This window comes from Pseudomonas sp. PS02302, from assembly GCF_029959585.1.
Classification (GTDB): Bacteria; Pseudomonadota; Gammaproteobacteria; order Pseudomonadales; family Pseudomonadaceae; genus Chryseomonas; species Chryseomonas aestiva.
The window spans coordinates 43,470-65,382 of record NZ_JASCON010000015.1 but is presented as its reverse complement, the minus strand read 5'-3'; the positions used below and the strand labels follow the sequence as shown (position 1 = coordinate 65,382).

At 65.7% G+C, this 21,913-nt stretch carries 22 protein-coding genes; 9 read left to right on the top strand and 13 right to left on the bottom strand.

What is annotated here, in order from left to right; genetic code table 11:
• Positions 1–102 precede the first annotated feature (102 nt).
• Positions 103–318 carry a ribosome modulation factor gene (gene rmf, locus QMX82_RS07645; RefSeq protein ID WP_059232223.1) on the bottom strand — a complete coding sequence of 72 codons (216 nt, stop codon included), beginning with the start codon at positions 316–318 and terminating at the stop codon, positions 103–105.
• Between the two features lie 317 nt (positions 319–635).
• On the opposite strand from rmf, the gene rlmKL reads away from it, so the two are divergent.
• Positions 636–2,807, top strand: coding sequence for a bifunctional 23S rRNA (guanine(2069)-N(7))-methyltransferase RlmK/23S rRNA (guanine(2445)-N(2))-methyltransferase RlmL (gene rlmKL / locus QMX82_RS07640; RefSeq protein WP_282282050.1), 2,172 nt, complete (start codon positions 636–638; stop codon positions 2,805–2,807).
• A gap of 167 nt (positions 2,808–2,974) precedes the next feature.
• Complete coding sequence (locus tag QMX82_RS07635) at positions 2,975–4,009, top strand: acyltransferase family protein (RefSeq protein ID WP_282282048.1); 1,035 nt, start codon at positions 2,975–2,977, stop codon at positions 4,007–4,009.
• On the opposite strand, the gene QMX82_RS07630 is transcribed toward QMX82_RS07635, so the two are convergent.
• The gene (locus QMX82_RS07630) at positions 4,003–5,061 is read right to left on the bottom strand and encodes an oxidoreductase (RefSeq protein WP_208694538.1); all 1,059 of its coding nucleotides are present in this window, start codon (positions 5,059–5,061) and stop codon (positions 4,003–4,005) included. The genes QMX82_RS07635 and QMX82_RS07630 overlap by 7 nt on opposite strands.
• Positions 5,062–5,142: 81 nt before the next feature.
• Positions 5,143–5,580, bottom strand: a complete 438-nt coding sequence (locus QMX82_RS07625) for an HPF/RaiA family ribosome-associated protein (protein WP_133859703.1) — start codon at positions 5,578–5,580, stop codon at positions 5,143–5,145.
• A gap of 223 nt (positions 5,581–5,803) precedes the next feature.
• Here QMX82_RS07625 and QMX82_RS07620 point away from each other — a divergent pair, with 223 nt between their 5' ends.
• A complete protein-coding gene (locus QMX82_RS07620) occupies positions 5,804–6,868 on the top strand; it encodes a diguanylate cyclase (protein WP_282282046.1) in 1,065 nt (354 codons plus the stop codon).
• On the top strand, positions 6,865–7,335 hold the full coding sequence (ybaK, locus tag QMX82_RS07615) for a Cys-tRNA(Pro) deacylase (protein WP_208694540.1): 471 nt from the start codon (positions 6,865–6,867) through the stop codon (positions 7,333–7,335). Before QMX82_RS07620 ends, ybaK begins: the two co-directional genes overlap by 4 nt.
• 58 nt (positions 7,336–7,393) lie before the next feature.
• On the opposite strand, the gene xylB is transcribed toward ybaK, so the two are convergent.
• The 9 genes from xylB to QMX82_RS07570 form a co-directional block, all read right to left on the bottom strand.
• A complete protein-coding gene (gene xylB, locus QMX82_RS07610) occupies positions 7,394–8,890 on the bottom strand; it encodes a xylulokinase (RefSeq protein ID WP_282282043.1) in 1,497 nt (498 codons plus the stop codon).
• Positions 8,891–8,962: 72 nt separating this feature from the next.
• The gene (locus QMX82_RS07605; protein WP_282282041.1) at positions 8,963–10,438 is read right to left on the bottom strand and encodes a mannitol dehydrogenase family protein; all 1,476 of its coding nucleotides are present in this window, start codon (positions 10,436–10,438) and stop codon (positions 8,963–8,965) included.
• 66 nt (positions 10,439–10,504) lie between these two features.
• Positions 10,505–11,602: an ABC transporter ATP-binding protein gene (locus tag QMX82_RS07600; protein ID WP_208694542.1), complete on the bottom strand. Its 1,098-nt coding sequence runs from the start codon at positions 11,600–11,602 to the stop codon at positions 10,505–10,507.
• A 19-nt stretch (positions 11,603–11,621) separates the two neighbouring features.
• Positions 11,622–12,455: a carbohydrate ABC transporter permease gene (locus QMX82_RS07595; RefSeq protein WP_208694543.1), complete on the bottom strand. Its 834-nt coding sequence runs from the start codon at positions 12,453–12,455 to the stop codon at positions 11,622–11,624.
• A 10-nt stretch (positions 12,456–12,465) separates the two neighbouring features.
• Positions 12,466–13,398, bottom strand: coding sequence for a carbohydrate ABC transporter permease (locus QMX82_RS07590; RefSeq protein ID WP_158895521.1), 933 nt, complete (start codon positions 13,396–13,398; stop codon positions 12,466–12,468).
• A gap of 122 nt (positions 13,399–13,520) precedes the next feature.
• Positions 13,521–14,846 (bottom strand): ABC transporter substrate-binding protein, encoded by a 1,326-nt coding sequence (locus tag QMX82_RS07585; RefSeq protein WP_282282035.1) that lies wholly within the window; start codon positions 14,844–14,846, stop codon positions 13,521–13,523.
• Positions 14,847–15,061: 215 nt separating this feature from the next.
• The gene (locus tag QMX82_RS07580) at positions 15,062–15,376 is read right to left on the bottom strand and encodes a hypothetical protein (RefSeq protein WP_158895517.1); all 315 of its coding nucleotides are present in this window, start codon (positions 15,374–15,376) and stop codon (positions 15,062–15,064) included.
• Between the two features lie 143 nt (positions 15,377–15,519).
• Complete coding sequence (locus QMX82_RS07575) at positions 15,520–15,765, bottom strand: hypothetical protein (protein WP_282282033.1); 246 nt, start codon at positions 15,763–15,765, stop codon at positions 15,520–15,522.
• Positions 15,766–15,917: 152 nt separating this feature from the next.
• Entirely contained in the window at positions 15,918–16,358 is a 441-nt protein-coding gene (locus QMX82_RS07570) for a hypothetical protein (protein ID WP_282282031.1), read from the bottom strand.
• A gap of 301 nt (positions 16,359–16,659) precedes the next feature.
• On the opposite strand from QMX82_RS07570, the gene QMX82_RS07565 reads away from it, so the two are divergent.
• Both QMX82_RS07565 and QMX82_RS07560 read left to right on the top strand, forming a co-directional pair.
• Positions 16,660–17,469 carry an inositol monophosphatase family protein gene (locus QMX82_RS07565; RefSeq protein WP_282282029.1) on the top strand — a complete coding sequence of 270 codons (810 nt, stop codon included), beginning with the start codon at positions 16,660–16,662 and terminating at the stop codon, positions 17,467–17,469.
• 48 nt (positions 17,470–17,517) lie between these two features.
• Complete coding sequence (locus tag QMX82_RS07560) at positions 17,518–17,898, top strand: DUF1090 domain-containing protein (RefSeq protein ID WP_261793979.1); 381 nt, start codon at positions 17,518–17,520, stop codon at positions 17,896–17,898.
• Positions 17,899–17,904: 6 nt separating this feature from the next.
• On the opposite strand, the gene QMX82_RS07555 is transcribed toward QMX82_RS07560, so the two are convergent.
• Complete coding sequence (locus tag QMX82_RS07555) at positions 17,905–18,471, bottom strand: histidine phosphatase family protein (protein WP_208694548.1); 567 nt, start codon at positions 18,469–18,471, stop codon at positions 17,905–17,907.
• 267 nt (positions 18,472–18,738) lie between these two features.
• On the opposite strand from QMX82_RS07555, the gene QMX82_RS07550 reads away from it, so the two are divergent.
• The 3 genes from QMX82_RS07550 to QMX82_RS07540 are packed head-to-tail and all read left to right on the top strand — an operon-like array spanning position 18,739 to position 21,825.
• A complete protein-coding gene (locus QMX82_RS07550) occupies positions 18,739–19,188 on the top strand; it encodes a FecR family protein (RefSeq protein WP_208694549.1) in 450 nt (149 codons plus the stop codon).
• The gene (locus tag QMX82_RS07545) at positions 19,185–19,817 is read left to right on the top strand and encodes an OmpA family protein (protein WP_208694550.1); all 633 of its coding nucleotides are present in this window, start codon (positions 19,185–19,187) and stop codon (positions 19,815–19,817) included. Before QMX82_RS07550 ends, QMX82_RS07545 begins: the two co-directional genes overlap by 4 nt.
• Positions 19,818–19,827: 10 nt before the next feature.
• Complete coding sequence (locus QMX82_RS07540) at positions 19,828–21,825, top strand: CHASE2 domain-containing protein (RefSeq protein WP_208694551.1); 1,998 nt, start codon at positions 19,828–19,830, stop codon at positions 21,823–21,825.
• The last annotated feature ends 88 nt before the right edge of the window (positions 21,826–21,913 follow it).

Here is a 21,913-nt window from a genome sequence, read left to right as displayed (position 1 = left end):
TGGGAGCCCCCGTGGGACCGGGTCCCTGATCCCGGGAGAGGATCTGACTGGAAAGAAACCAGAACGCTGTGGAAGCCCAGGGCTTCCGCTAGTGAAATCGAATTAGCCTGCGGCTTGAAGTTGATTCATGCGTTGAAGACCGGCGGTGCCTACGTAGCCGTCCCATTGGTCGCTACGGCCCTCACGCCAGCCATTGAGCCAGGCCTGCCGGACGGCGTCCTGGGTGAAGGGGCAGAGGTCCCGCGATTTGCCCACAATGCCGTGCTGATAACCACGCTGGAAAGCTCGTTCCATTGGATCACGCTTGAGTCTTCTCATAGGGTAGTGCCCTCGTAGGTTGACTTGCAGATTGTCCATGGCCCGTTGCAGGCCTGGATGCCAGAGCCGGCGTCCTGACATCCGCCCCGCACCTTCGCGCTGCGGGTGGTCAATTACTAACCAAAGGGGCCCTGGCTGGGAACGACCTTTTAGCTATAAGCCGTAATCAAATCGAAATGAAATGGCGATAAACCGCCGCTGGAATGCCGTCACTGCGGCTTGTTGAGACGCAGTCAAACCTTCTCGCGAGGCGCTGTCCTTAACGGTCAATCCGACCAAAGGCAGAAAGCTCCTCGCGCTAACCTATGGATTCAACGATGTCCGCGATGCAACAACTCATCCTCACCTGTCCCAAGGGGCTCGAGACCCTGCTGCTGGAAGAGGCCCAGGGCCTCGGCCTGCAGGAAGCCCGCAGCCAGACCGCGGCGGTGCGCGGCGAGGCGAGTCTCGCGGACGCCTACCGCCTGTGCCTCTGGTCGCGCCTGGCCAACCGGGTGCTGCTGGTGCTGGCCCGTTTCCCGGTGGAAGATCCCCAGGGCCTGTACCTGGGCGTGCACGGTGTGGAATGGGAGGAACATTTGGCCCCCGACGGTACCCTGGCGGTGGGCTTCAGCGGCCAGGGCGCCGGCATCGACAACACCCATTTCGGTGCCCTCAAGGTCAAGGACGCCATCGTCGATCGCCTGCGCGAGCGCACCGGGCTGCGGCCCACGGTCGACAAGATCGCCCCGGACCTGCGTGTCCACCTGCACCTGGAGCGTGGCCAAGCCATCCTCTCGCTGGATCTTTCCGGTCAGAGTCTGCACCAGCGTGGCTATCGCCTGCAGCAGGGCGCCGCGCCGCTCAAGGAAAACCTCGCGGCCGCGGTGCTGATCCGCGCCGGCTGGCCGGCCCTGGCCGCGGCCGGCGGCGCGCTGGCCGACCCCATGTGCGGGGTGGGTACCTTTCTGGTCGAGGCCGGCCTGATGGCGGCGGACATCGCTCCCAACCTGCGCCGCGAGCGCTGGGGCTTCTCCGCCTGGCTGGGCCACGTGCCCGCGCTCTGGCAGCAGCTGCGTCAGGAGGCTGAGGCGCGAGCCGCCGCCGGTCTGGCCAAGGCACCGACCTGGATCCGTGGCTACGAAGCCGATCCGCGACTGATCCAGCCGGCGCGCAACAACATCGAGCGGGCCGGGCTGTCCGAGTGGATCAAGGTCTACCAGGGCGAGGTCGCCAGCTTCGAGCCGCGTCCGGACAAGGGTCAGACCGGCCTGGTGATCTGCAACCCGCCCTATGGCGAGCGCCTGGGCGATGAAGCCAGCCTGCTGTACCTCTATCAGAATCTCGGCGAGCGGCTGCGTCAGGCCTGCCTGGGCTGGCGCGCGGGGGTCTTCACCGGCGCGCCCGAGCTGGGCAAGCGCATGGGCATCCGCAGCCACAAGCAATACGCCTTCTGGAACGGCGCCTTGCCCTGCAAGCTGCTGATGTTCGAGGTCGAGACCCGTCAGTTCGTCACCGGCAGCCGCAACGGCGAGCGTTCGACCACCGACCAGACGGCCGAGCCGGCCAAGCTCAGCGAAGGCGGCCAGATGTTCGCCAATCGCCTGCAGAAGAATCTCAAGCAGCTCGGCAAGTGGGCGCGCAACCAGGGCGTGCAGTGCTATCGCCTCTATGACGCCGACATGCCCGAGTACGCGGTGGCGGTGGATCTCTATGGCGATCGAGTGCATGTGCAGGAATACGCACCGCCGCGCTCCATCGATCCGGAAAAGGCTCAGGCGCGCCTGCTCGATGCCCTGGCGGCCATTCCCCAGGCACTGGACATCGATCCGTCGCGGGTGGTGGTCAAGCGGCGCGAGCGGCAGAGTGGTACCAAGCAGTACGAACGCCAGGCCGCCCAGGGTGAGTTCCTGCAGGTGGAAGAAGCGGGTGCCAAGCTGCTGGTCAACCTCACCGATTACCTGGATACCGGTCTGTTCCTCGATCACCGTCCACTGCGCCTGCGGCTGCGCCAGGAAGCCCAGGGCAAGAGATTCCTCAACCTGTTCTGCTACACCGGAGCCGCCACGGTGCAGGCTGCGGTAGGCGGGGCGCGCAGCACCACCAGCGTCGACCTGTCGCGAACCTATCTGGACTGGGCCCGGCGCAACCTGGCCCTCAACGGCTTCTCCGAGCGGCATCGTCTGGAGCAGGGCGATGTGCTGCACTGGCTGGAAAACGATCGCGGCGAATACGATCTGATCTTCGTCGATCCGCCGACCTTCTCTAACTCCAAGCGTCTGGAAGGGGTATTCGACGTCCAGCGTGATCAGGTCGCCCTGATCGACTCGGCCATGGCCCACCTGAGTCGCAATGGCGTGCTGTACTTCTCCAACAACTTCCGCAAGTTCGAACTGGACGCAGGCCTCGCCGAGCGTTATCGCGTCGAAGAGATCAGCGCCAGCACCCTGGATCCGGATTTCGCGCGCAATCCTAAGATCCATCGCGCCTGGCGGTTCAGCCTGCAATGAGGTCCGCCGCCTGAACTGCCGCTGAACGGGTCGGGCATCGAGCCGTTCAGCCTGTGATCCGGCGCAATCCAGCCTTTTCCCGGCAACACCCGACCCGCCCATGCCGTCCACAATGACGGCGCGGCGCTAGGTCGTGCCTGGCGGGAAGAGGAGGGAAAGGTTCTACAATGCTGGTTTCACTGCAGGCTCTCAGGGCCCTGGCCGCCTGGCTGGTGGTCTTTCATCACTTCATGCAGGTGTTCTTCGATTTCCACGCCGACAGCCTCGGCGGCCATCTGCTCTCCACCCGGGGACAGGTCGGGGTCGATATCTTCTTCGTGCTCAGCGGCTTCGTGATCTACCTGTCCACCGCGGGCCGATCGCTCAGGCGCAGTACCTTCCTCTGGCACCGCATCGCCCGCATCGTCCCGGCCTATTGGCTGTACACCGCGGTGACGGCGCTGATCCTCTATCTGGCCAGCGACGTGATGCCCATCTATGGCGTCGCCGCCCGTGAATTGCTGCTCTCGCTGTTCTTCATTCCCAGCGAGAATCCCGCGGGGTTCGGCCATTATCCGATCCTGCCGGTGGGCTGGACGCTCAACTTCGAGATGCTGTTCTACCTGCTGTTCGCCCTGTCCTTTGGCGTGGCCGAGCGCTGGCGCATCGGCGTGGTCAGCCTGCTGGTGATCCTGGTCAGCCTGGTGCTGGCGCGCGAGTCCTTGGTCAGCAGCTTCTATCGCAATCCGATCATCTTCGAATTCCTGTTGGGCGTGAGCCTGGCCGCGCTCTATCGCCGCGGCGCCCTGCGCGGACCCAGGCCGCTGGCGCTGGCGGCGGCCCTGGCGGCCCTGACCTGCCTGGTGGCCTTTCCGGCCAACCATCCCTGGCGCCTGCTGACCTGGGGCGTGCCCAGTGCGGTCCTGGTGGGCACCTGCGTGATCCTCGAACCCTGGTTCGCCGGCTCGCGCCTGTGCCAGGCGCTGGGCGACTGGTCCTATTCGGTCTACCTGGTGCACGTCATCGTGCTCTGGCTGGGCGACTACTGGCTGCACCAGCAGTGGGGCTTCAGCCCCTACCAGACCCTGGCGGTCTGTCTGCCGGTGATCCTGCTGCTGGCCTGGGGGAGCTACGAATGGATCGAGCGGCGCCTCTCCCGCACCCTGCGCCAGCTGGGCGAACGCCTGGCGGGACGGCGTCCGCAGTGGGTGGCCGGTCAGTAGGACGCGCGTTCGGCGGCGGTGAGTTCGGGCAGCAGGGCCCGACCTTCCGCCGAGGAGCGCTGGGCGGCTTCCAGCAGGGCCATCAGCGCGCAGGCCTGGGCGGGCGGGACGGGATTGGCAGCGCGCCCGGCGAGGGCCTCGACCAGGGCGAGGTAGTAGCGGCGGTGATCGCCCGCCGGCGTCGGCAATGCCTGGCATTCGCCATCGCCGGTGATGAGCCAGCCGGAATCCGGATCCTGGCCCCAGTCCGGACCACCGGGGCGTACGCCGGCCTTGAGCGCGTCTTCCTGGCGATCCGCACCCTGCTTGATCCAGCTGCCCGCGGTACCCTGGGCGAGAAAGCGCGGCACGCCGCCAGCGGCCAGCATCCCGGCTCTCAGGGTCACCTGACGGGTACCGTAGTCCAGTTGCACCTGGAACCAGTCGTCGGTGAGGGCACCGGCGCGTTGCCGCACCAGCTGCGCCTGCAGGCGCTCGGGCAGGCCGAACAGGCAGAGCGCCTGATCCAGCAGGTGGGGGCCGAGGTCGAGCCAGAGGCCACTGCCGGGGAGCGCCGCTTCGCGCCAGCGCGTGCGCACCTCGGGACGAAAGCGCTCGATGCGCGATTCCAGGCTGGTCAGCTCACCCAGGGCGCCACTGGCGAGTACCGCCTGCAGCCCGAGAAAATCACTGTCCCAGCGGCGATTCTGGAACACCGACAGCAACCGGCCGGCCTGTTCGGCTTCCGCGGCCAGTTGCCGGGCTTCGGCGAGGGTAACGGTAAAGGGCTTGTCGACCACCACGTGCTTGCCGGCGGCCAGGGCGGCACTGGCGAGGGGCGCATGGGTCTGGTTGGGCGAGGCGATCACCACCAGGTCGATGGCCGGATCCTGTACGGCGGCCCGGTAGTCCGCGGTGACGCGCACCCCGGGCAGGTCGGTCTGCACGCGCGCGGCATCCCGTGACGCCACCAGCTCCAGGCTGAGTCCGGGAATCGAGCCCAGCAGGGGGCCATGGAAGGTCTGACCGACGAAGCCGTAACCGATCAGGGCGACGCGAAAGGGCGAGGGCATAAGGCATCCTTGTGCCGGGGTGGAAAAGAGCGAGGCCGCTCAGGGAGCGGCCTCGGTTGAACACGGAAACCAGAGGTTGCCCTATTTCAACTCGTGATCGTGAGCCAGCTGCTCCCTTTCGAGAAATTCGTCCTGCCGCAGGGAGTCCTTGAATTCTTCGGAGTCCTCCAGGGCCAGGGGGTCATTGAGTTCGCCGCTGGAAAGACGCTTCTTCTCCAGTTTGCCGGACAGGTGGGTAATAGCCCGCAGCAGCTTGTCCGCCGCGCCTTCCACTGCCAGGTCGAGGGAATCGGCCTTGTGGGTTACCGAGAGCGGCTGGTGCCCCTTGATACGGGCCTCCATCTGGCACCGCTTGTCCTGAGCGCCCGATTTGCCGGCGTTTTCGTCGTTGAGATGCACCTCGACGCGGGTCAGGAGTTCGTCGAAACGATCCAGGCGGTCTTCCACCACGGACGCCACCCAATTCTGCAAACCGGCACTGCTTTCGATGTTGTGATCACTGTTGACTTGGACTTGCATGCGGCTTCCTCTTTTTGACGGGCCTGACCATTGGATGAGGCCGGTCAGGCCGAGGTTCAAGGCTGTTCGTCCGGTGTGCGTGTCACCCGATGTTTCCTTCTGGTAGTGTTGAGACGCGTCGCAACTTTCGAAAAACGACGCTCAGGTCGCGGGTCGCTGGCGTTTTGCCCTTATCCACTGATAATGCGCGACCTTCCATCGTCCGTCGCAGTGGGGATCGTCAATGCCAGATGTGCTCACCCGTGGCCGCAGTTTTGCCCGGCGGCTCTGGCTACCCCGTGCGATAGGTCTGTTGCTCAGCCTCAGTTGCATCGTCTCGGTGCAGATTACCCAGCCGGAGTCCATCGGCCTGTGGCTGCTGCTGCTGGCCAATGCGCTGTGCTGGTCGCCGCTCGCCTACTGGCGCGCCGTCCGCGCGCGCGATCCCTATCGCGTCGAGCTGGGCAATCTGTTGCTGGATTGCGGCTCGGCCGGTTTCTGGGCGGCGAGCATGGGCTTCAATCTCCTGCCCAGCGTGACCCTGCTCGCCATGACCGGTATGAACATGCTCGGTGCTGGCGGCCTGGCGTTCTGGCGCCGGGGGCTGCTCGCGCAGCTGGCGGGTATCCTGGTCGGCCTGGTGGTGCTGCGCCATCCGGTCGCCATCGAGACCTCCACGGCGCAGATCTATGCCTGCCTGCCGATGATCGTCGCCTACCCCTGGGCCCTGGGCCTGGTGAGCTTTCGCCTGGCGCAGCAGCTGTCACGGCGCCAGCAGGAGCTGGAGTTGATCAGCAAGCAGGACGGCATGACCGGCCTGCATAACCGCACCCACTGGGATCAGCTGCTGCAGCGCGAATTCGCCCGCTGCAAGCGCAGTGGCGCCACGGCCAGCCTGGTGATGATCGACCTGGACAACTTCAAGCTGGTCAACGATCGCTTCGGTCATCAGGCCGGGGACGAGATGCTGCGGCAATTTTCCGGCCTGCTGGCCCGGACCATCCGCACCAGCGACCTGGCCGGTCGTTTTGGTGGCGATGAATTCGGTATCCTCTTGCCCGACACCTCGCCCGAACGGGCCCTGGACCTGATTCGACGGCTGCAGGAGCGTTTGCACGAGATGCAGGCGGGCGGCCCCGGCGATCGCCAGAACGTCCGCGTCGGCATGAGCTGCGGCGTCGCCGGATTCGACCGGGCCTACGATGACGTTGCCCACTGGCTGCAGGCCGCCGACTTCGCCCTCTACCGGGCCAAGGCGCAGGGCCGCGGGCGGGCCGAGGTGGCCGATCCCCAAGGAGTGCTGGCATGACCCCGGCGATAGAATTGCTCAAGAAAGCCCAGGTGCCCCACGCGGTGCTGAGCTACCACCATGATCCCAAGGCGGCCTCCTACGGCCTGGAAGCCGTCGAAAAGCTCGGCCTGGCGCCGGAAACGGTGTTCAAGACCCTGTTGGCGGCGAGCGAGAAGCAGGAGTTGCTGGTGGCCATCGTGCCGGTCGCCGGAACCCTGGATCTCAAGGCCCTGGCCCAGGCGGCCGGCGTCAAGAAGCTGGAGATGGCCAAGCCCGACCAGGCCCAGCGCAGCACCGGTTATCTGGTCGGCGGTATCAGTCCGCTGGGACAGAAGAAGCGACTGCGTACCTTCATCGACGGGTCCGCGGCGGAGTTGCCGAGCATCCATGTCAGTGCCGGACGCCGGGGGCTGGAAGTGGCCCTGGCACCTACGGACCTCGCCCGCTTGCTGAATGCGCTCTTCGTGCCGATCGGCAAGGCCTGAGCGCCTGTCTATCGGGTAGCGTGGAAAACCGTCTGGCGTTTTCCACCCCCTCCGCCCGCTAGGCTATTGCGTAGCTCTCACGCAGCTGCTGCCGATAGCGCTGGTAGGCCGCCTCGTACTCGGCGACCCGTGCGGGATCCGGTTCGGCACGGCTGGCCGGGTCCAGGTGCACGCAGCGCTCGGTGAGGCTGTCGAGCGACTCCGGATGACCCTGTTCGCGACTCCAGCACCAGGCGGCCTGCAGCGCGCCACCCAGGGCCGCGGCTTCGCCGTGGACCGGACAGACCACCGGAGTGTTCATCAGATCGGCGATCAGCTGGCGCCACACCGGGCTCCTGGCGCCGCCGCCGATGAGTCTCAGGGTGTCGCCGGGCATGCCCAGGTCGCGTAGCAGGTCGAAACCGTATCTCAGGGCGAAGCTCACTCCCTCGACAACCGCCCGGCACAGGTTGGCGCGGGTGAGGTTGGTGGCGGTGAGGCCATGCAGGCTGGCGGTGGCAGTCGGCAGCGCCGGCACCCGTTCGCCATTGAGGAAGGGCAGCATCAGCACTCCCTCCGCGCCGATGGGCGACTCCGCCACCAGACGGGTGAATTCGGCAAGATCCAAGGCGAGCAACTCGCGGATCTGGCCGCTGGCATTGGTCAGGTTCATGGTGCAGATCAGTGGCAGCCAGCCACCGTTGGACGAGCAGAAGCCCGCCACGGCGGGATGCTCGCTGATACGAGGTTCGTCGGAGTACCCATAGAGGGTGCCCGAGGTGCCCAGGCTCAGGGTGATCTGGCCGGCGCGGCTGTTGCCGGTGCCCAGGGCGCCCATCATGTTGTCGCCGCCACCGCTGGAGACCAGTGCCTGGGCGTTGATGCCCAGTTGGCTGGCGACCTCCGGCCGCAGCCGCCCGACCGGCTGATCGGCTTCGATCAACTCCGGCAGGGCGCGCTCCAGGCGACCACTGGGGTCGATATGGCGCAGCAGCTCCAAGTCATACTGGCGCGTGCGCACATTGAAATAGCCGGTGCCCGAGGCGTCGCCGTATTCGGCCACCGCGCGGCCGGTCAGCCAGAAGTTCAGGTAATCGTGGGGCAGCAGCACCTGGGCGATCTGGTCGAACACCTCCGGGTGCTGCTCTTTGGTCCAGAGCAGTTTGGAGACGGTGTAGCCCGGTGCGATGGCCAGGCCCAGGCGCTCGATGGAGCCCTCCACGCCGCCCAGGTGGTCCAGCAGACGCTGGTTTTCCGGGGTGGATTCGGTGTCGCACCAGAGCTTGGCCGGACGCAGGACCTTGCCGCTGTCGTCGAGCAGTACCAGACCATGCTGCTGGCCGGAGACGCCGACGCCGAGGATGTCCTGGCCGTCGCTGCCGGCCTGCGCCAGGGCGGCGCGGGTGGCCGCCACCAGCGCCCGGATCCAGTCCGCCGGATTCTGCTCGCGGCGACCGTTGGCGGCCTCGGTCAGGGGGTGCGGCGCACTGCCTTCGCCCAGTACCACCCCGCGCTCGACATCCAGGATCACCGCCTTGGTGCCCTGGGTGCCGCAGTCGATCCCGAGAAACTTCATGCCTGGCCGCTCCTTGTTGTTGTTAGGGCTTGTCTGAAAAGTCGACGCTTAGCAGGCAGTTTTCTGCCAAGGCTAGTCGCCGAGCAGGGTCTGCAAGGTGGCGCTGACCCCGTGGGTACGCAAGTTGTACAGCTGCCGCTCGAAGGCGGCAATGAAGGCCGCGGATTTCGGGATGTGCTTACCGAAGATTTCCTCGGCACCCAGCAGGCGCTCGGTGAGGTTCTTCTGATCCTGCACCAGTTCCTCGCAGTAGTTGGCGCGCGGATCGGGAATGCGATAGGTCGCCCCGGTCTCGTCCACGCCCCGCAGATAGACCGCCCAGGCGGCCACTACCAGGGCGGCGCGATCCATGGCCTGGTCGTCTTCGATCAGGCGGTTGATGGCCGGCACGGTGAACTTGGGAAACTTCGACGAGCCATCGGAGCAGACCCGCTCCAGCTGGTCGGCGATGGCGCGATTGGAGAAGCGCTCGATCAGGGTGTCCTTGTACTGGTCGAGATCGATGCCGGGCACCGGTGCCAGCTGCGGGGTCACGTCCTCGTCCATGTAGGCGCGGATGTAGCGCACGAATAGCGGATCGGCCATGGTCTCGTGGACGAAACGGTAGCCCTTGAGGAAGCCGAGGTAGGTCAGCGCCAGATGGCTGCCGTTGAGCAGCTTGATCTTCATTTCCTCGTAGGGGGTGACGTCATCGGTGAACTGGACGCCGACGTCTTCCCAGGCCGGACGACCGGCGACGAACCTGTCTTCCAGCACCCACTGCAGGAAGGGCTCGCAGACCACCGGCCAGGCGTCCTCGACGCCGTGTTCGGCCAGCAGCGCCTCGCGATGGGCGGTACTGGTCATGGGGGTGATGCGATCGACCATGGCATTGGGGAAGCTGACGTGCTCGGCGATCCAGCCGTGCAGTTCTTCGTCCACCAGGGCGGCGTAAGCCAGCAGGGCCTTGCGGGTGACCTGGCCATTGTGCGGAAGGTTGTCGCAGGACATCACGGTGAAGGGCCCGGTGCCCTCGGCGCGGCGCTTGGCCAGGGCCGCCAGCAGGAAGCCGAAGACGCTGCGCGGATCGCCCGGATGCTGCAGGTCGTGCTGGATCTGGGGCAGCTTGAAGTTGAATTCGCCGGTGCTGTCATCCATGCAGTAGCCGCCCTCGGTGATGGTGAGGGAGACGATACGGGTGCTGGGATGGGCCAGCTTGTCGATCAGCGTCTGGGTGCCGTCCTCGGCCAGCAGCATACCGCTGATGGCGCCGACGACGCGCACCTCGGTGTCCGGCTCGTCGGCCAGCACCACCTGGGTGTAGAGATAGTCCTGGCCGGCGAGGGCATCACGCATGGCGCGGTCTTCGGCGCGCAGGCCGACACCGCAGATGCTCCAGTCCAGGTCGCGGCCCTGATTGAGCAGGGCCTCGGTGTAGATGGCCTGGTGCGCGCGGTGGAAGCCGCCGACGCCGATGTGGACGATGCCCTGACGCAGCTGGCAGGCGGCATAGTCGGGCTTGGCGATGTAGTCGGGAAGTTGTTCGAGGTGCTGGCGATTGAGTTTCACGATGGCGATCCTGCAAGGCGGTGCCCCGGGCGCGTGCAGGGCGCCGGGGCAGGAAAGGGGGAGGGGTCAGGCGGCGTTGCGCAGCAGCGGCGCCACGGCGCGGCCCTGTTCGTCGAACAGGTGGCAGAAGTCGACGTCCAGCGCCAGGCGCTGGCGTTCGCCGTAGGCGACGGCGCAGTCACCCGGCACGCGCACGGTCAGCGGCTCCTCGGCCTCGGTGACCATGTGGCAATAGGTGTCGCTGCCCAGGCGTTCGGCCACGTCGCTGATGACCGGCAGCTGGCCGTCGGCGGCCAGGCGCAGGTGTTCCGGGCGAATGCCCAGGGTCACCGGGCTGCCGATCGCGAGGTCGTCACCACGGCGTGGCAGGTGCAGACGCGGACCGGCTGCCAGCTCCACTTCCACGCCCTGGGCGTCGGTGCCCACCACCTTGCCCTTGAAGAAGGCCATCTTCGGCGTACCCAGGAAGCCGGCGACGAAGAGGTTGGCCGGATGGTGATAGAGCTCCAGGGGCGAACCGACCTGTTCGACGCGGCCGCCGTTGAGCACCACCACCTTGGTCGCCAGGGTCATGGCTTCCACCTGGTCGTGGGTCACGTAGATCATGGTGGCCTGCAATTCCTGGTGCAGGCGCGCCAGTTCCAGGCGCATCTGCACGCGCAGGGCGGCGTCCAGGTTGGACAGGGGTTCGTCGAACAGAAAGATCTTCGGCTGGCGGACGATGGCGCGGCCGATGGCCACCCGCTGGCGCTGGCCGCCGGAGAGCTGGCGCGGCTTGCGCTCCAGCAGCGGCGTCAGTTCGAGGATGCGGGCGGCATCGGTGACCTTGCGCTCCACTTCCTGCTTGTCGATCTTGGCCAGATCGAGGGCGAAGGACAGATTCTTGCGCACGCTCATGTGCGGATAGAGGGCATAGGTCTGGAACACCATGGCCAGGTCACGCTTGGCCGGCGACACCTCGGTGATGTCGCGACCGTCCAGTTCCAGGGTGCCGCTGCTGACCTCTTCCAGGCCGGCGATGAGGCGCAGCAGGGTGGACTTGCCGCACCCGGACGGGCCGACGAAGACCACGAATTCGCGGTCGTTGATATCGAGGTCGACGCCCTTGATGATTTCCAGCGAGTCGAAGCCCTTGCGCAGGCTGCGGATTTTCAGATTGGCCATGACAGGAGTCCTCTTGTTCTTATTTCACCGCGCCGAACGACAGGCCGCGGACGAGTTGTTTCTGGCTGATCCAGCCAAAGATCAGGATGGGTGCGCAGGCCAGCGTCGAGACGGCCGACAGCTTGGCCCAGAACAGTCCCTGGGGACTGGAGTAGGAGGCGATCAGCGCGGTCAGGGGGGCGGCGTTGGACGAGGTCAGGTTCAGCGACCAGAAGGCCTCGTTCCAGCAGAGGATCAGCGACAGCAGCATGGTCGAGGCGATGCCGCCCTTGGCGATCGGCAGCAGCACCCGGACGATTTCCTGGTAGGTGGTGGCGCCATCCAGGCGCGCGGCCTCGAGGATGTCCTTGGGGATGTCCTTGAAGTAGGTGTAGACCATCCAGACCACGATCGGCAGGTTGATCAGGGTGTAGATGGCGATCAGCAGCAGCCGGCTGTCGAGCAGTTCGAACTGCTTGGCCAGTAGGTAGATGGGCACCAGTACGCCCACCGCCGGCAGCATCTTGGTGGACAGCATCCACAGCAGCAGGCGCTGGGTGTTCTTGGTTTCGTGGAAGGCCATGGAATAGGCCGCCGGCAGCGCCAGCAGCAGGCTCAGCAGGGTGGCGCCAAAGGAGATCACCACCGAGTTCAGCGCGAAGTGGAAGTAGTCGCTGCGTGCCTGGATGGTCAGGTAGTTCTCCAGCGTGGGCGTGAAGAAGAACTGCGGGGGAGTGGCGAAGGCGTCGATCTCGGTCTTGAAGCTGGTCAGCACCATCCAGAAGATCGGGAAGAACAGCACCAGGGCCACCAGCCAGGCGAGCAGGCCCAGCAGCAGGCTCTGTAGGCGCCGGGATTGCTTGAGCGTCAGCATGTCAGGGTCCTCACTGTTGGGTCAGGTTCTTGCCGAGCATCCGCACCAGGATGATGGCGGCGATGTTGGCGATGAGCACGGCGATCAGGCCGCCGGCGGAGGCCAGGCCGACGTCGAACTGCAGCAGGGCCTGGTTGTAGATCAGATAGGCGAGGTTGGTGGAGGCGAAGCCCGGACCGCCACTGGTGGTGGTGTAGATCTCGGCGAACACCGACAGCAGGAAGATCGTCTCGATCATCACCACCACGGCGATGGGCCGCGCCAGGTGCGGCAGGGTCAGGTGCCAGAAGATGGCGAGCGGCCCGGCGCCGTCCAGGCGGGCCGCTTCCTTCTGCTCCTGATCCAGCGACTGCATGGCGGTCATCAGGATGAGAATGGCGAAGGGCAGCCACTGCCAGGACACGATTAGGATGATCGACAGCAGCGGATGGGTGGCCAGCCAGTCCACCGGGGTGGCGCCGAAGAGTTTCCAGACCGCGGCGAGAATGCCGGAAACCGGATGGAAGATCAGGTTCTTCCAGATCAGGGCGCTGACCGTGGGCATGATGAAGAACGGCGAGATCAGCAGGACGCGGACGATGCCGCGGCCAAGAAACTCGCTGGCTTCCAGCAGCGCCGAGATCAGCACGCCGAAGACCACGCTGATCAGCAGCACGCTGCCCACCAGCAGCAGGGTGTTGCTCATGCCGGGCCAGAAGCCGGCATCGGTGACGAAGTATTCGAAGTTTTCCAGGCCGACAAAGGCGTGTTCGCCCGGATAGAGCAGGTTGTAGCGGATCAGCGAGAACCAGATGGTCATGCCCAGGGGCACCAGCATCCACACCAGCAGCAGAGCCACCGAAGGACTGATCAGGAACCAGCCGGGGCCGGCACGACGGCGTTGACGACGGGCGGGAGCGGCAGGGGTTTCGACGGCGGGCGTCTTGAGGGTGGAGGTCTGCATGGCGATGCTCCGCAAGGCAGTGGGCCGTGACGAGGCACTGGCGTCTCGCGACGCCAGCGACGGATCAGGCAGGAAAAGCCGCTAGGCCTGGGTCCGCGGGGTGCGGACCCAGAGCTCCAGCGCTACTTGGGATAGCCGGCGCGCTTCATTTCCCGGGCGGTGGACTGCTGCGCCGCCTGCAGGGCCTGCTCGACCGACATCTGCCCGGTGAGGGCCGCGGCGAACAGCTTGCCTACCGAGGTGCCGATGGCCTGAAACTCGGGGATGGTCACGTACTGGATGCCCACATAGGGCACCGGCTTGGCCGAGGGATGGGCCGGGTCGGCGTGCTGCAGCATGTCCAGCGAGACCTTGGCGAAGGGCGCCGCGTCCATGTAGGCCTGGCTGTAGGTGGATTTGCGGGTACCCGGCGGCACGTTGGCGATGCCGTCCTTGTCCGCGACCAGCTTGGCGTAGTCCTTGGAGGTGGCCCAGGTCACGAAGGTCTTGGCGGCATCCTTGTGCTTGGAGGACGTCGGGATACCCAAGGACCAGGCGTACAACCAGGAGGAGCCCTTGTCGGTGACCTCGCGCGGCGAGCCGGCGAAGCCGACGCTGTCGGCGACCTTGCTCTGGCTCTTGTCCATGGTGAAGGAGCCGGCGACGCTGGCATCGACCCAGATGGCGCACTTGCCGCTGTTGAACAGCGCCAGGTTCTCGTTGAAGCCGTTACTGGAGGCGCCGGGCGGGCCGTACTTCTTCATGTTGGTGACGTAGTAGTTGGCCGCCGCGGTCCATTCCGGACCGGTGAATTCCGGTTGCCACTTCTCGTCGAACCAGCGCGCGCCGAAGGCGTTGGCCATGGTGGTGACCAGGGCCATGTTCTCGCCCCAGCCGGCCTTGCCTCTCAGGCAGAGACCGTACTGGTCCTTGTCCGGCTGGTGCAGCTTGCCGGCGAACTCGGCGATCTGGGTCCAGGTGGGCTGGGCGGGCATGGTCAGCCCAGCCTGCTGGAACAGGTCCTTGCGGTAATAGGTGATGGAGCTTTCGGCATAGAAGGGCAGCGCATAGAGGGTGCCCTTGACTGACAGGCCTTCGCGAACCGACGGGAAGAGGTCGTCCAGGTCGTAGTTGGCGGGCAGGTCCTTCATGGGCTCCAGCCAGTTCTGAGCGCCCCAGAGGCCAGTCTCGTACATGCCGATGGTCAGGACGTCGAACTGACCGCCCTGGGTGGCGATGTCGGTGGTCAGGCGCTGGCGCAGCACGTTTTCCTCGAGCACCACCCAGTTGAGCTTGATGTCGGGGTGCTGTTCTTCGAAGGTCTTGGACAGCCGCTGCATGCGGATCATGTCGCTGTTGTTGACGGTGGCGATGGTGACCGTTTCAGCGGCCTGGAGGACCAGCGAGAAGGTCAGGCCTGCAGAGAGGGTGACAGCGGACAATAAAAGCGCTTTTGGTGTTGTTTTCATCTTGCACTCCGCGTCCTGTGCAACTGCAGCAGACGCTTTTCTTGTTGTTGTAACCCACCACGCGGCCGGCTGTGACGGCCTTTGCAGCGGAAGCCACGGACCGATTACAGCCCGTTGCCGCCTGGGAAACAAATGCTGGGAGACACCAAAATCGGTATTTTTTTGCACATCCTCGCAAGGCTGCGTGGGACGTTCGATCCGGCCGGCGGCTCTGCCTAGAGACTTTCCGCCTTGACCTTGGTGATGCCGTCCTCGCGATAAAGCTGCAAGGTTCCGGGGGTGGATTCGATCACGCGCTCGTTTTCGATGAGGAAGGAATAGACCGGCGTCGCGCTGCCCGGGGCGCGCAGGTTGCGATATTCGTAGACCACCAGGCGATCGAGCTGCGCGACCCGCTGCGGCGAGCCGAAACTCTGCCGAAGTTGTTCCTGGGTACGACCGCCGAATTGCGACGGATCGGCCGGAGGCGGGGTCGGAGCCGAGCTGCAGGCCGACAGGGCGGCGAACAGGAGAAGGGACAGGCGTTTCATGACGGCTCCGCGTGCAGGTTGAAAGGGCAGAGGAATTGAGCTGCCCGTAGAACCAGACGGACCTGCAAAAAAGCGATTCATTCCCTGGGTGGGATCAAAAAGCATACGAATAGGAAACCATCCGTCGACATCAATCTAACGGACTAGAATACCCAGCGTTGCTCTTGCGCAAAGGTCCGATGTTCGTTCAGCCAGCGGGCGCTATTGGCCGGCTGCCGACTGTCACGCGGTTGGGCGTCAGTTTGGGTAGAGATGGCATCGCTACTCGCGAGGGGGACCTGAAGGGTGAGGTCCGCCAGCTTGAGCGGGGGTAGCGCGGGGAGGGAAGCAGCTTCGCCATTGAAGGCGACGAAGGTCACGATGACGCTGGCCAGAATACGAATTCCCATTCCTTGGGGCTCCTGGTAGATCCAAAGCGCGAATCTACCATTCCACTGCCTATTTGGTTCCCGGTTAGTCTGACGTTAATGCGTATTTGTGACCCTGTTCGTTATCCGGATGGCCCATGGATCACGCCCTTGGCGGGCCTAGGTCGAGCCACTCAGGCGACAGGTATCGCTTCTCGGTGCTTGGCCGCCAGATAGGCGAAAAGCGGTGAGCAATCCGACACCAGGCTGACCAGGGTCTGGCCTTCCGCGGGCTCCTGCCGCAACAGCACCTTTTCGCCTCGCGCATTGAGATAGAGGGTGTATTCCGGCGTGCTGGACTGGGCGATGAATCCTTCACCCATCAGGGCGCTGCCCAGGGCCATCCGCTGCGGCAGGTCGCAGTTGCCCTGCCACTGGAAGGCACGAATGCCAAGGTTTTCCAGGGTTTCGGCAACGGCGCAATCGATGCTCAACGGCGGATGGTCGAAGAGCGGAAATTCTCGCGACAGCAACTCGAGGTGGCGTTCCAGACCTTCGAAATGCTGTCTGGGAATCAGTCGCCGCAACTGCTGCAGCTGACCATTGCCGTGGAATAGCGAAGTTTGTGCGGTCATGGCGTCCTCCCGGTACAACGAGCACTCAACTGTTCTGACGGCGGCGGGCGGATTTGGTGCGGTCCGTCGCTGCATTTCGCCATCCTGAGTGCCAATACCCGACAGCCTGCGCCGCGGAGATGACACAGCCATGAACAGGGGCTTCTAGTCGGACCTTTGTCGCCATCGGCAGAATCTGGCCAGGGCGCGGCCGCGGCCTGGCCAAGGTCAGCGGCAATGGCGCTGACGGGCAGGATCGCGGCTATTCTTTTCCACCGGTGGAACTGGCACCCTGACGCCTTTTCCCGTTCCAGGAGCGCCCATGACCGCTATCGCCCCCGCCATCGCCGAACGCTACCGCGCTGTCCAGGACATCGCCCGGGAAGCGGCGCAACTCGGCCTCGACTTCTATCGCCGGCGCGGTGCGCTGCAGGTGGACCACAAGGGCAGCGACCTGCAGGACGTGGTGAGCATCGCCGACAAGACCCTGGAGGAGCTCATCCGCCAGCGCCTGAGCGAGCGCTTTCCAGAGGACGGCCTGCTGGGCGAGGAGGGCGGCGCCACCGACCTGTCCGCGCCCTTCCTCTGGGTCATAGACCCCATCGACGGCACCGCGCCCTTTCTCAACGGCCTGCACAACTGGTGCGTGTCCATTGGCCTGCTGCACGAGGGCGAGCCCTTGCTCGGCGCCATCATGGATCCGAATCACGATGAGCTCTTCCATGGCCTGCGCGGGCACGGCGCCTTTGTCAACGACCAGCCGCTGCGCGTCCATGCGGCCACCGAGATCCGCCAGGGCCTGACCGGACTGGGTACCACCCACAGACGCGGCAAGGAACACTTCCTGCCGTTCGTGACCGGTCTGCTGGCCGAGGGAGGGCAATTCTTCCGCAATGGCTCGGGCGCCCTCATGACCGCCTATGTCGCCGCCGGCCGGCTGATCGGTTACTACGAGACCCTGATCCATGGCTGGGACTGCCTGGCGGGCCTGGTCCTGATCCGCGAGGCGGGGGGGCGCCACAATGCCTTCCTGCGCAACGACGGCCTGGTCAATGGCAATCCCCTGCTGGTGGCGGCGCCAGGCGTCTACGACCAGCTCGCCGCGCTGGTCGGGCCGTCGCTGGACGGTTGAGCGAAACGACCCGGAAGCGCTCGCCGTTCAATGCCCGGAGGAATGCCGATGAAAGATCGAACCAGGACGGTGCTGTTCGCGGCCACCCTGTTGCTGCCCGGCCTGGCTGTGGCCGCCGACGGCGGCTGCGCGGCGAAGCGCCTGACGCTGGAGCGGCAGATCGCCCAGGCGCAGGCGCAAGGCGATGCAGGGCGGCTGGCCGGGTTGCGGCGGGCTCTTGCCGCGGTGCAGGCGCATTGCACCGACGCCGGCCTGCGCCAGCAGCGGCTGGACGTCATCCAGGCCCGTAGCCGCGAGGTGGCCGAGCGAGAACGGGATCTGCGCAGCGCCCAGGCCAAGGGCAACGCCGAGAAGATCCAGGCGCGCAGCCGAAAGCTGGCCGAGGCGCGCCGTGAACTGGAAGAGGCTCGCGCCAGGGCGAACCGCTGAGCGATCTCAGCGCCTTTCCTTGCGATAGATGCTCGGCTTCCAGTAGTCCTTGAGCAGCAGGTGCAAAGGGCCGCGCCAGCCGCGCTTGCGCAACTGCCAGGCGATCAGCACGTTCATGATGCCGTGCCCCAGCAGCAGTACCGAACCGTGGCGTTCGGCCAGTTCGATGAGGCGATCGGCCGCCTGGCCAGCGCGCACCGACGAGCTGCCGATGGATTCGGTATGGGCGGCGAAACCCAGGAACCAGGCGGATCTGAACAGCAGGCGCCAGGCCTTGACCGGCAGTCGCGGCGTATCCAGCTCCAGATAGGGCAGGTGGGCTTCGGCATAGTGGTCATCCACCGGGCTGCCGGGGCGCCCCAGCAGGTACTCGAGCGAGCGCACGCAGCGACTCAGGGGACTGCTCACCACATAACCCGCCTCTTGCGCCAGCCGCCGCGTCTCCGCGGGCTCCTGGCCTGCGGGCACCGGCGCCTTCTGGTAGCGCGCGACCCAATCCTTCATCTCCCTTGGCGTGCAGCGGGCCTTGCTGGATAGATCGGGCTTGCCGTGACGGACCAGAATGATCTGCATGAAAGGTAACCTGGGAAAGATTGCTCACTAGACCGCTGCCGACGCCGTTCGTCCCGCGGAGGCGTGATGGCATGGGTAGTGGCCAGGTGCCATTCGTACTACTTTGCATGCCGCCTGGCTTGTTTATCTGGTAGAAGGTGACTGGGTTCACGAGTCTGGAGCCCTGACCGCTGCGCAGCAGGCCGCTTCAAGGTGCCATCCGAGGTCCTGCCGGCAATCCGTCGCCCCCACGGCGGCCACGCCCTTCCATCCAGGGACCAGGAAAGCATGAAGACAATACTGTTCGCATTGGCGCTGCTCGGGCTGCAATTGCTGGGGTCTGCGCCGGTCACGGCCGCGGAAGAGGCGCATGTGGCGCTGATCAAGAGCGTCTCGGGCAGCGTCAAGGTACTGCGCCAGAATGCCACCCTGGACGCCCAGGCCGGCACCACCCTGGAGGTGGCCGATCGCTTGCAGGCCGGTCCGGACGCTACCGCCGCCATCGTCTTTCTCGACGGCACCCTGCTCACTCTGGGCAGCAACGCCGATGTGCAATTGCGTGACTATCTCTTCGAGCCCAAGCGCAGTCGCTATGGCTTCTCGCTGTACCTGACCAAGGGCTCCGCCATCTACTCGTCCGGCAAGATCGGCAAGGTCGCTCCCGACACGGTCAAGATCGAAACGCCGACCGCTACCATCGGCGTGCGCGGCACCCGCTTCCTGGTCCAGGCCCAATGAACGCGGTGGTCGCGGTCGCGTCCACTGGGCGCCTGCTGCTGAGCGTGCTGTTGTCCGCGCTGCTGCTGGGCGGCTGTGCCAGCCCGCCGCCGCCGCAGACGCGGGTCATCCTCATGCCCGATGAAGACGGCCATGTCGGCGCCGTTTCGGTGACCAGCCCGGCGGGTCGCCAGGCCATCGACCAAGGCTTCGGCGAGGTCACGGTGGGCGCACCAGGGCAGGCGCCGACCGCTGTGCAGACGGTGGCCCAACCGCTTTTCGAGCAGCAGCATCGACAGGTGCTGGCGGCTCAGCCGTCGCCGCCGAAGACCTACATTCTCAACTTCCTCTCCGACAGCATGGAGCTCACGCCGCAGTCCAAGGCGCTGCTGCCCGAGGTGCTGGAAACGGCGCGGCAGCGTATCCCCACGGAAATTTCGGTATTCGGCCATGCGGATGGCTCGGGGGCGCCTTCCTACAACCTCGACCTCTCGGGCCAGCGTGCCCGCAAGGTCGCCGGTCTGCTGCAACGGCTCGATCCCAAGTTGCGTATCAATGTCGAATTCTTCGGCGATACCGTGCCCCTGGTACCGACCCGTCCCGGCAAATCCGAGCCGCGCAACCGGCGTGTCGAAGTCCTGATTCTCTAGGTTCGCGGGCATGAACTCCGTTGCGACCCTGCTGCGCCGGCGCGCGCCCTGGATGTTCCTGGTCAGCCTGGGGCTGTCGCTGGCCTTCGGCCTCGCTGCCCTGGCGCAGTTGCCGCCGCTGCAGTACCTCGACCGCCTGGCCTACGACCAGCTCAGTCGCCTTGCGGCCAGCACCGAGGATGCCACGGATGTCCAGGTGGTCAGCATCGACGAGGCGAGTCTGGCGGCGCTCGGGCAATGGCCCTGGCCCCGCTACCGGGTCGCTCAGCTGCTCTCGCGGATCGCCGAGGCCGAGCCGGCGGCGATCGCCGTGGATGTCCTGTTCAGCGAGCCGGACCGGACCTCGCTCAAGGCCTTGCAGCAGAGTTTCCGCGACGACTTCGGTGTGGACCTGAGCTTTTCCGGGGTGCCTGCGGAATTGCAGGACAATGACGGTTATCTCGGCTACGTCATGGGGCAGACGGGGGCCGTCGGTGCCCGTTTCTTCTTTCTTGATCTGCAGCAGCCCGTCTCCGGCGGACTGCGGCCAGGCGTCGGCTTCACCGGCGCCCTCGACGCCCTGCAGCTGCCCGCAGCCAGCGGCGCGCTGGACAACGTGGCCCCCATCGCCAGCCAGATGCGCTTCAGTGGCTTCATCAACAGCCAGCGTGACAGCGATGGCATCCTGCGGCGCGTCCCCCTGCTGCTCAGTCATCAGGGCATCCTCCATCCGAGTCTGGCACTGGCCGCCACCCTGCGCGCCCTGGGGCTGAACGAGGCGGTGGTGGAGAGCGGCCTTGCCGGGCCGACGCTGCGACTCGGCGATCACCGGCTGCCACTCGATCGCGAAGGCCAGGCGCTACTGCGGCTGCACGGCGGGGCCGAGCACTATCCGGAGGTCTCGGCAGTCGCGGTGCTCAGCGGCGCGGTGGCCCCGGCCACCCTCAAGGGCAAGGTCGTCTTCGTCGGCGTCTCGGCCGCAGGCTTCAACGACCTGCACACGACGGCGCTGGGCCAGATCTTTTCCGGCGTCAGGCTGCAGGCGGCCCTGACCCAGGACCTGCTGGACGATGCCCTGGTACGGATTCCCCAGTTCGCCGGCGTGCTGCAGCTGGTGCTTTGCCTGACCGGCGGCCTGCTGCTCGCCATTGGCTTTCTCTTCAATCGCAGTCAGCGTCGCTTCGCCCTGTTGGCGGCCACCTTGATCGTCCTGCCGCAACTGCTGGGCGCCTGGCTGTTCGTTCGCCATGACGTTTTCCTGCCGCTGGCCGCGCCCCTGCTGCTGGTGGCGATGCTCTCGGCGCTGGCGCTGATCACCCGGATCATCCTGGCGCGCCAGCACGAAGAGCGCTGGCGCCGGCAGCTGGAACGCTCGCGCCAGGTCACCATCGAGTCCATGGCGGCGGTCGCCGAGACCCGGGATCCCGAGACCGGTGCCCATATCAAGCGCACCCAGTACTACGTCCGCGCCATCGCCGAGCAGTTGCGGCAGTCCGGTCACGCGCCGGAGCAGCTCACGCCCGATTACATCAAGCTGCTGTTCCTGTCCGCCCCCCTGCACGACATCGGCAAGGTCGGGGTGCCGGATGCCATCCTGCTCAAGCCCGGCCGGCTGACGCCGGAGGAGATGCAGGTGATGCAGCGGCATGCCGAATTCGGTCGGCAGATCATCCTCAGCACGGCCAGCCATCTGGAGGATGACAACTTCCTCGCGCTGGCCGCCGAGATCGCCAGCACCCATCACGAGAAGTGGGATGGCAGCGGCTATCCCAACGGATTGTCCGGTACCGGCATCCCGCTGGCCGGCCGGATCATGGCGGTGGCCGATATCTACGACGCCCTGATCAGTCGGCGCTGCTACAAGGAGCCGTTCAGCCATGCCGACTCACTGCAGATGATGCGCGAGATGCGCGGCAGCACCTTCGATCCCCAGGTGCTCGATGCCTTCCTGGCCATCGAGCCGCAGATCTGCGCCATCGCCCAGCGCTTTCACGATGAGGGAGTGGGCGGCACCAGGCGGCTGGTTTGAACCGGCCCGCCGCCATCTGCGGCTTCCCCAGCCCTCTATTTCCAATTCCGCCCTCACAACACCGACAAACCACCGCTCGCGCAACAGC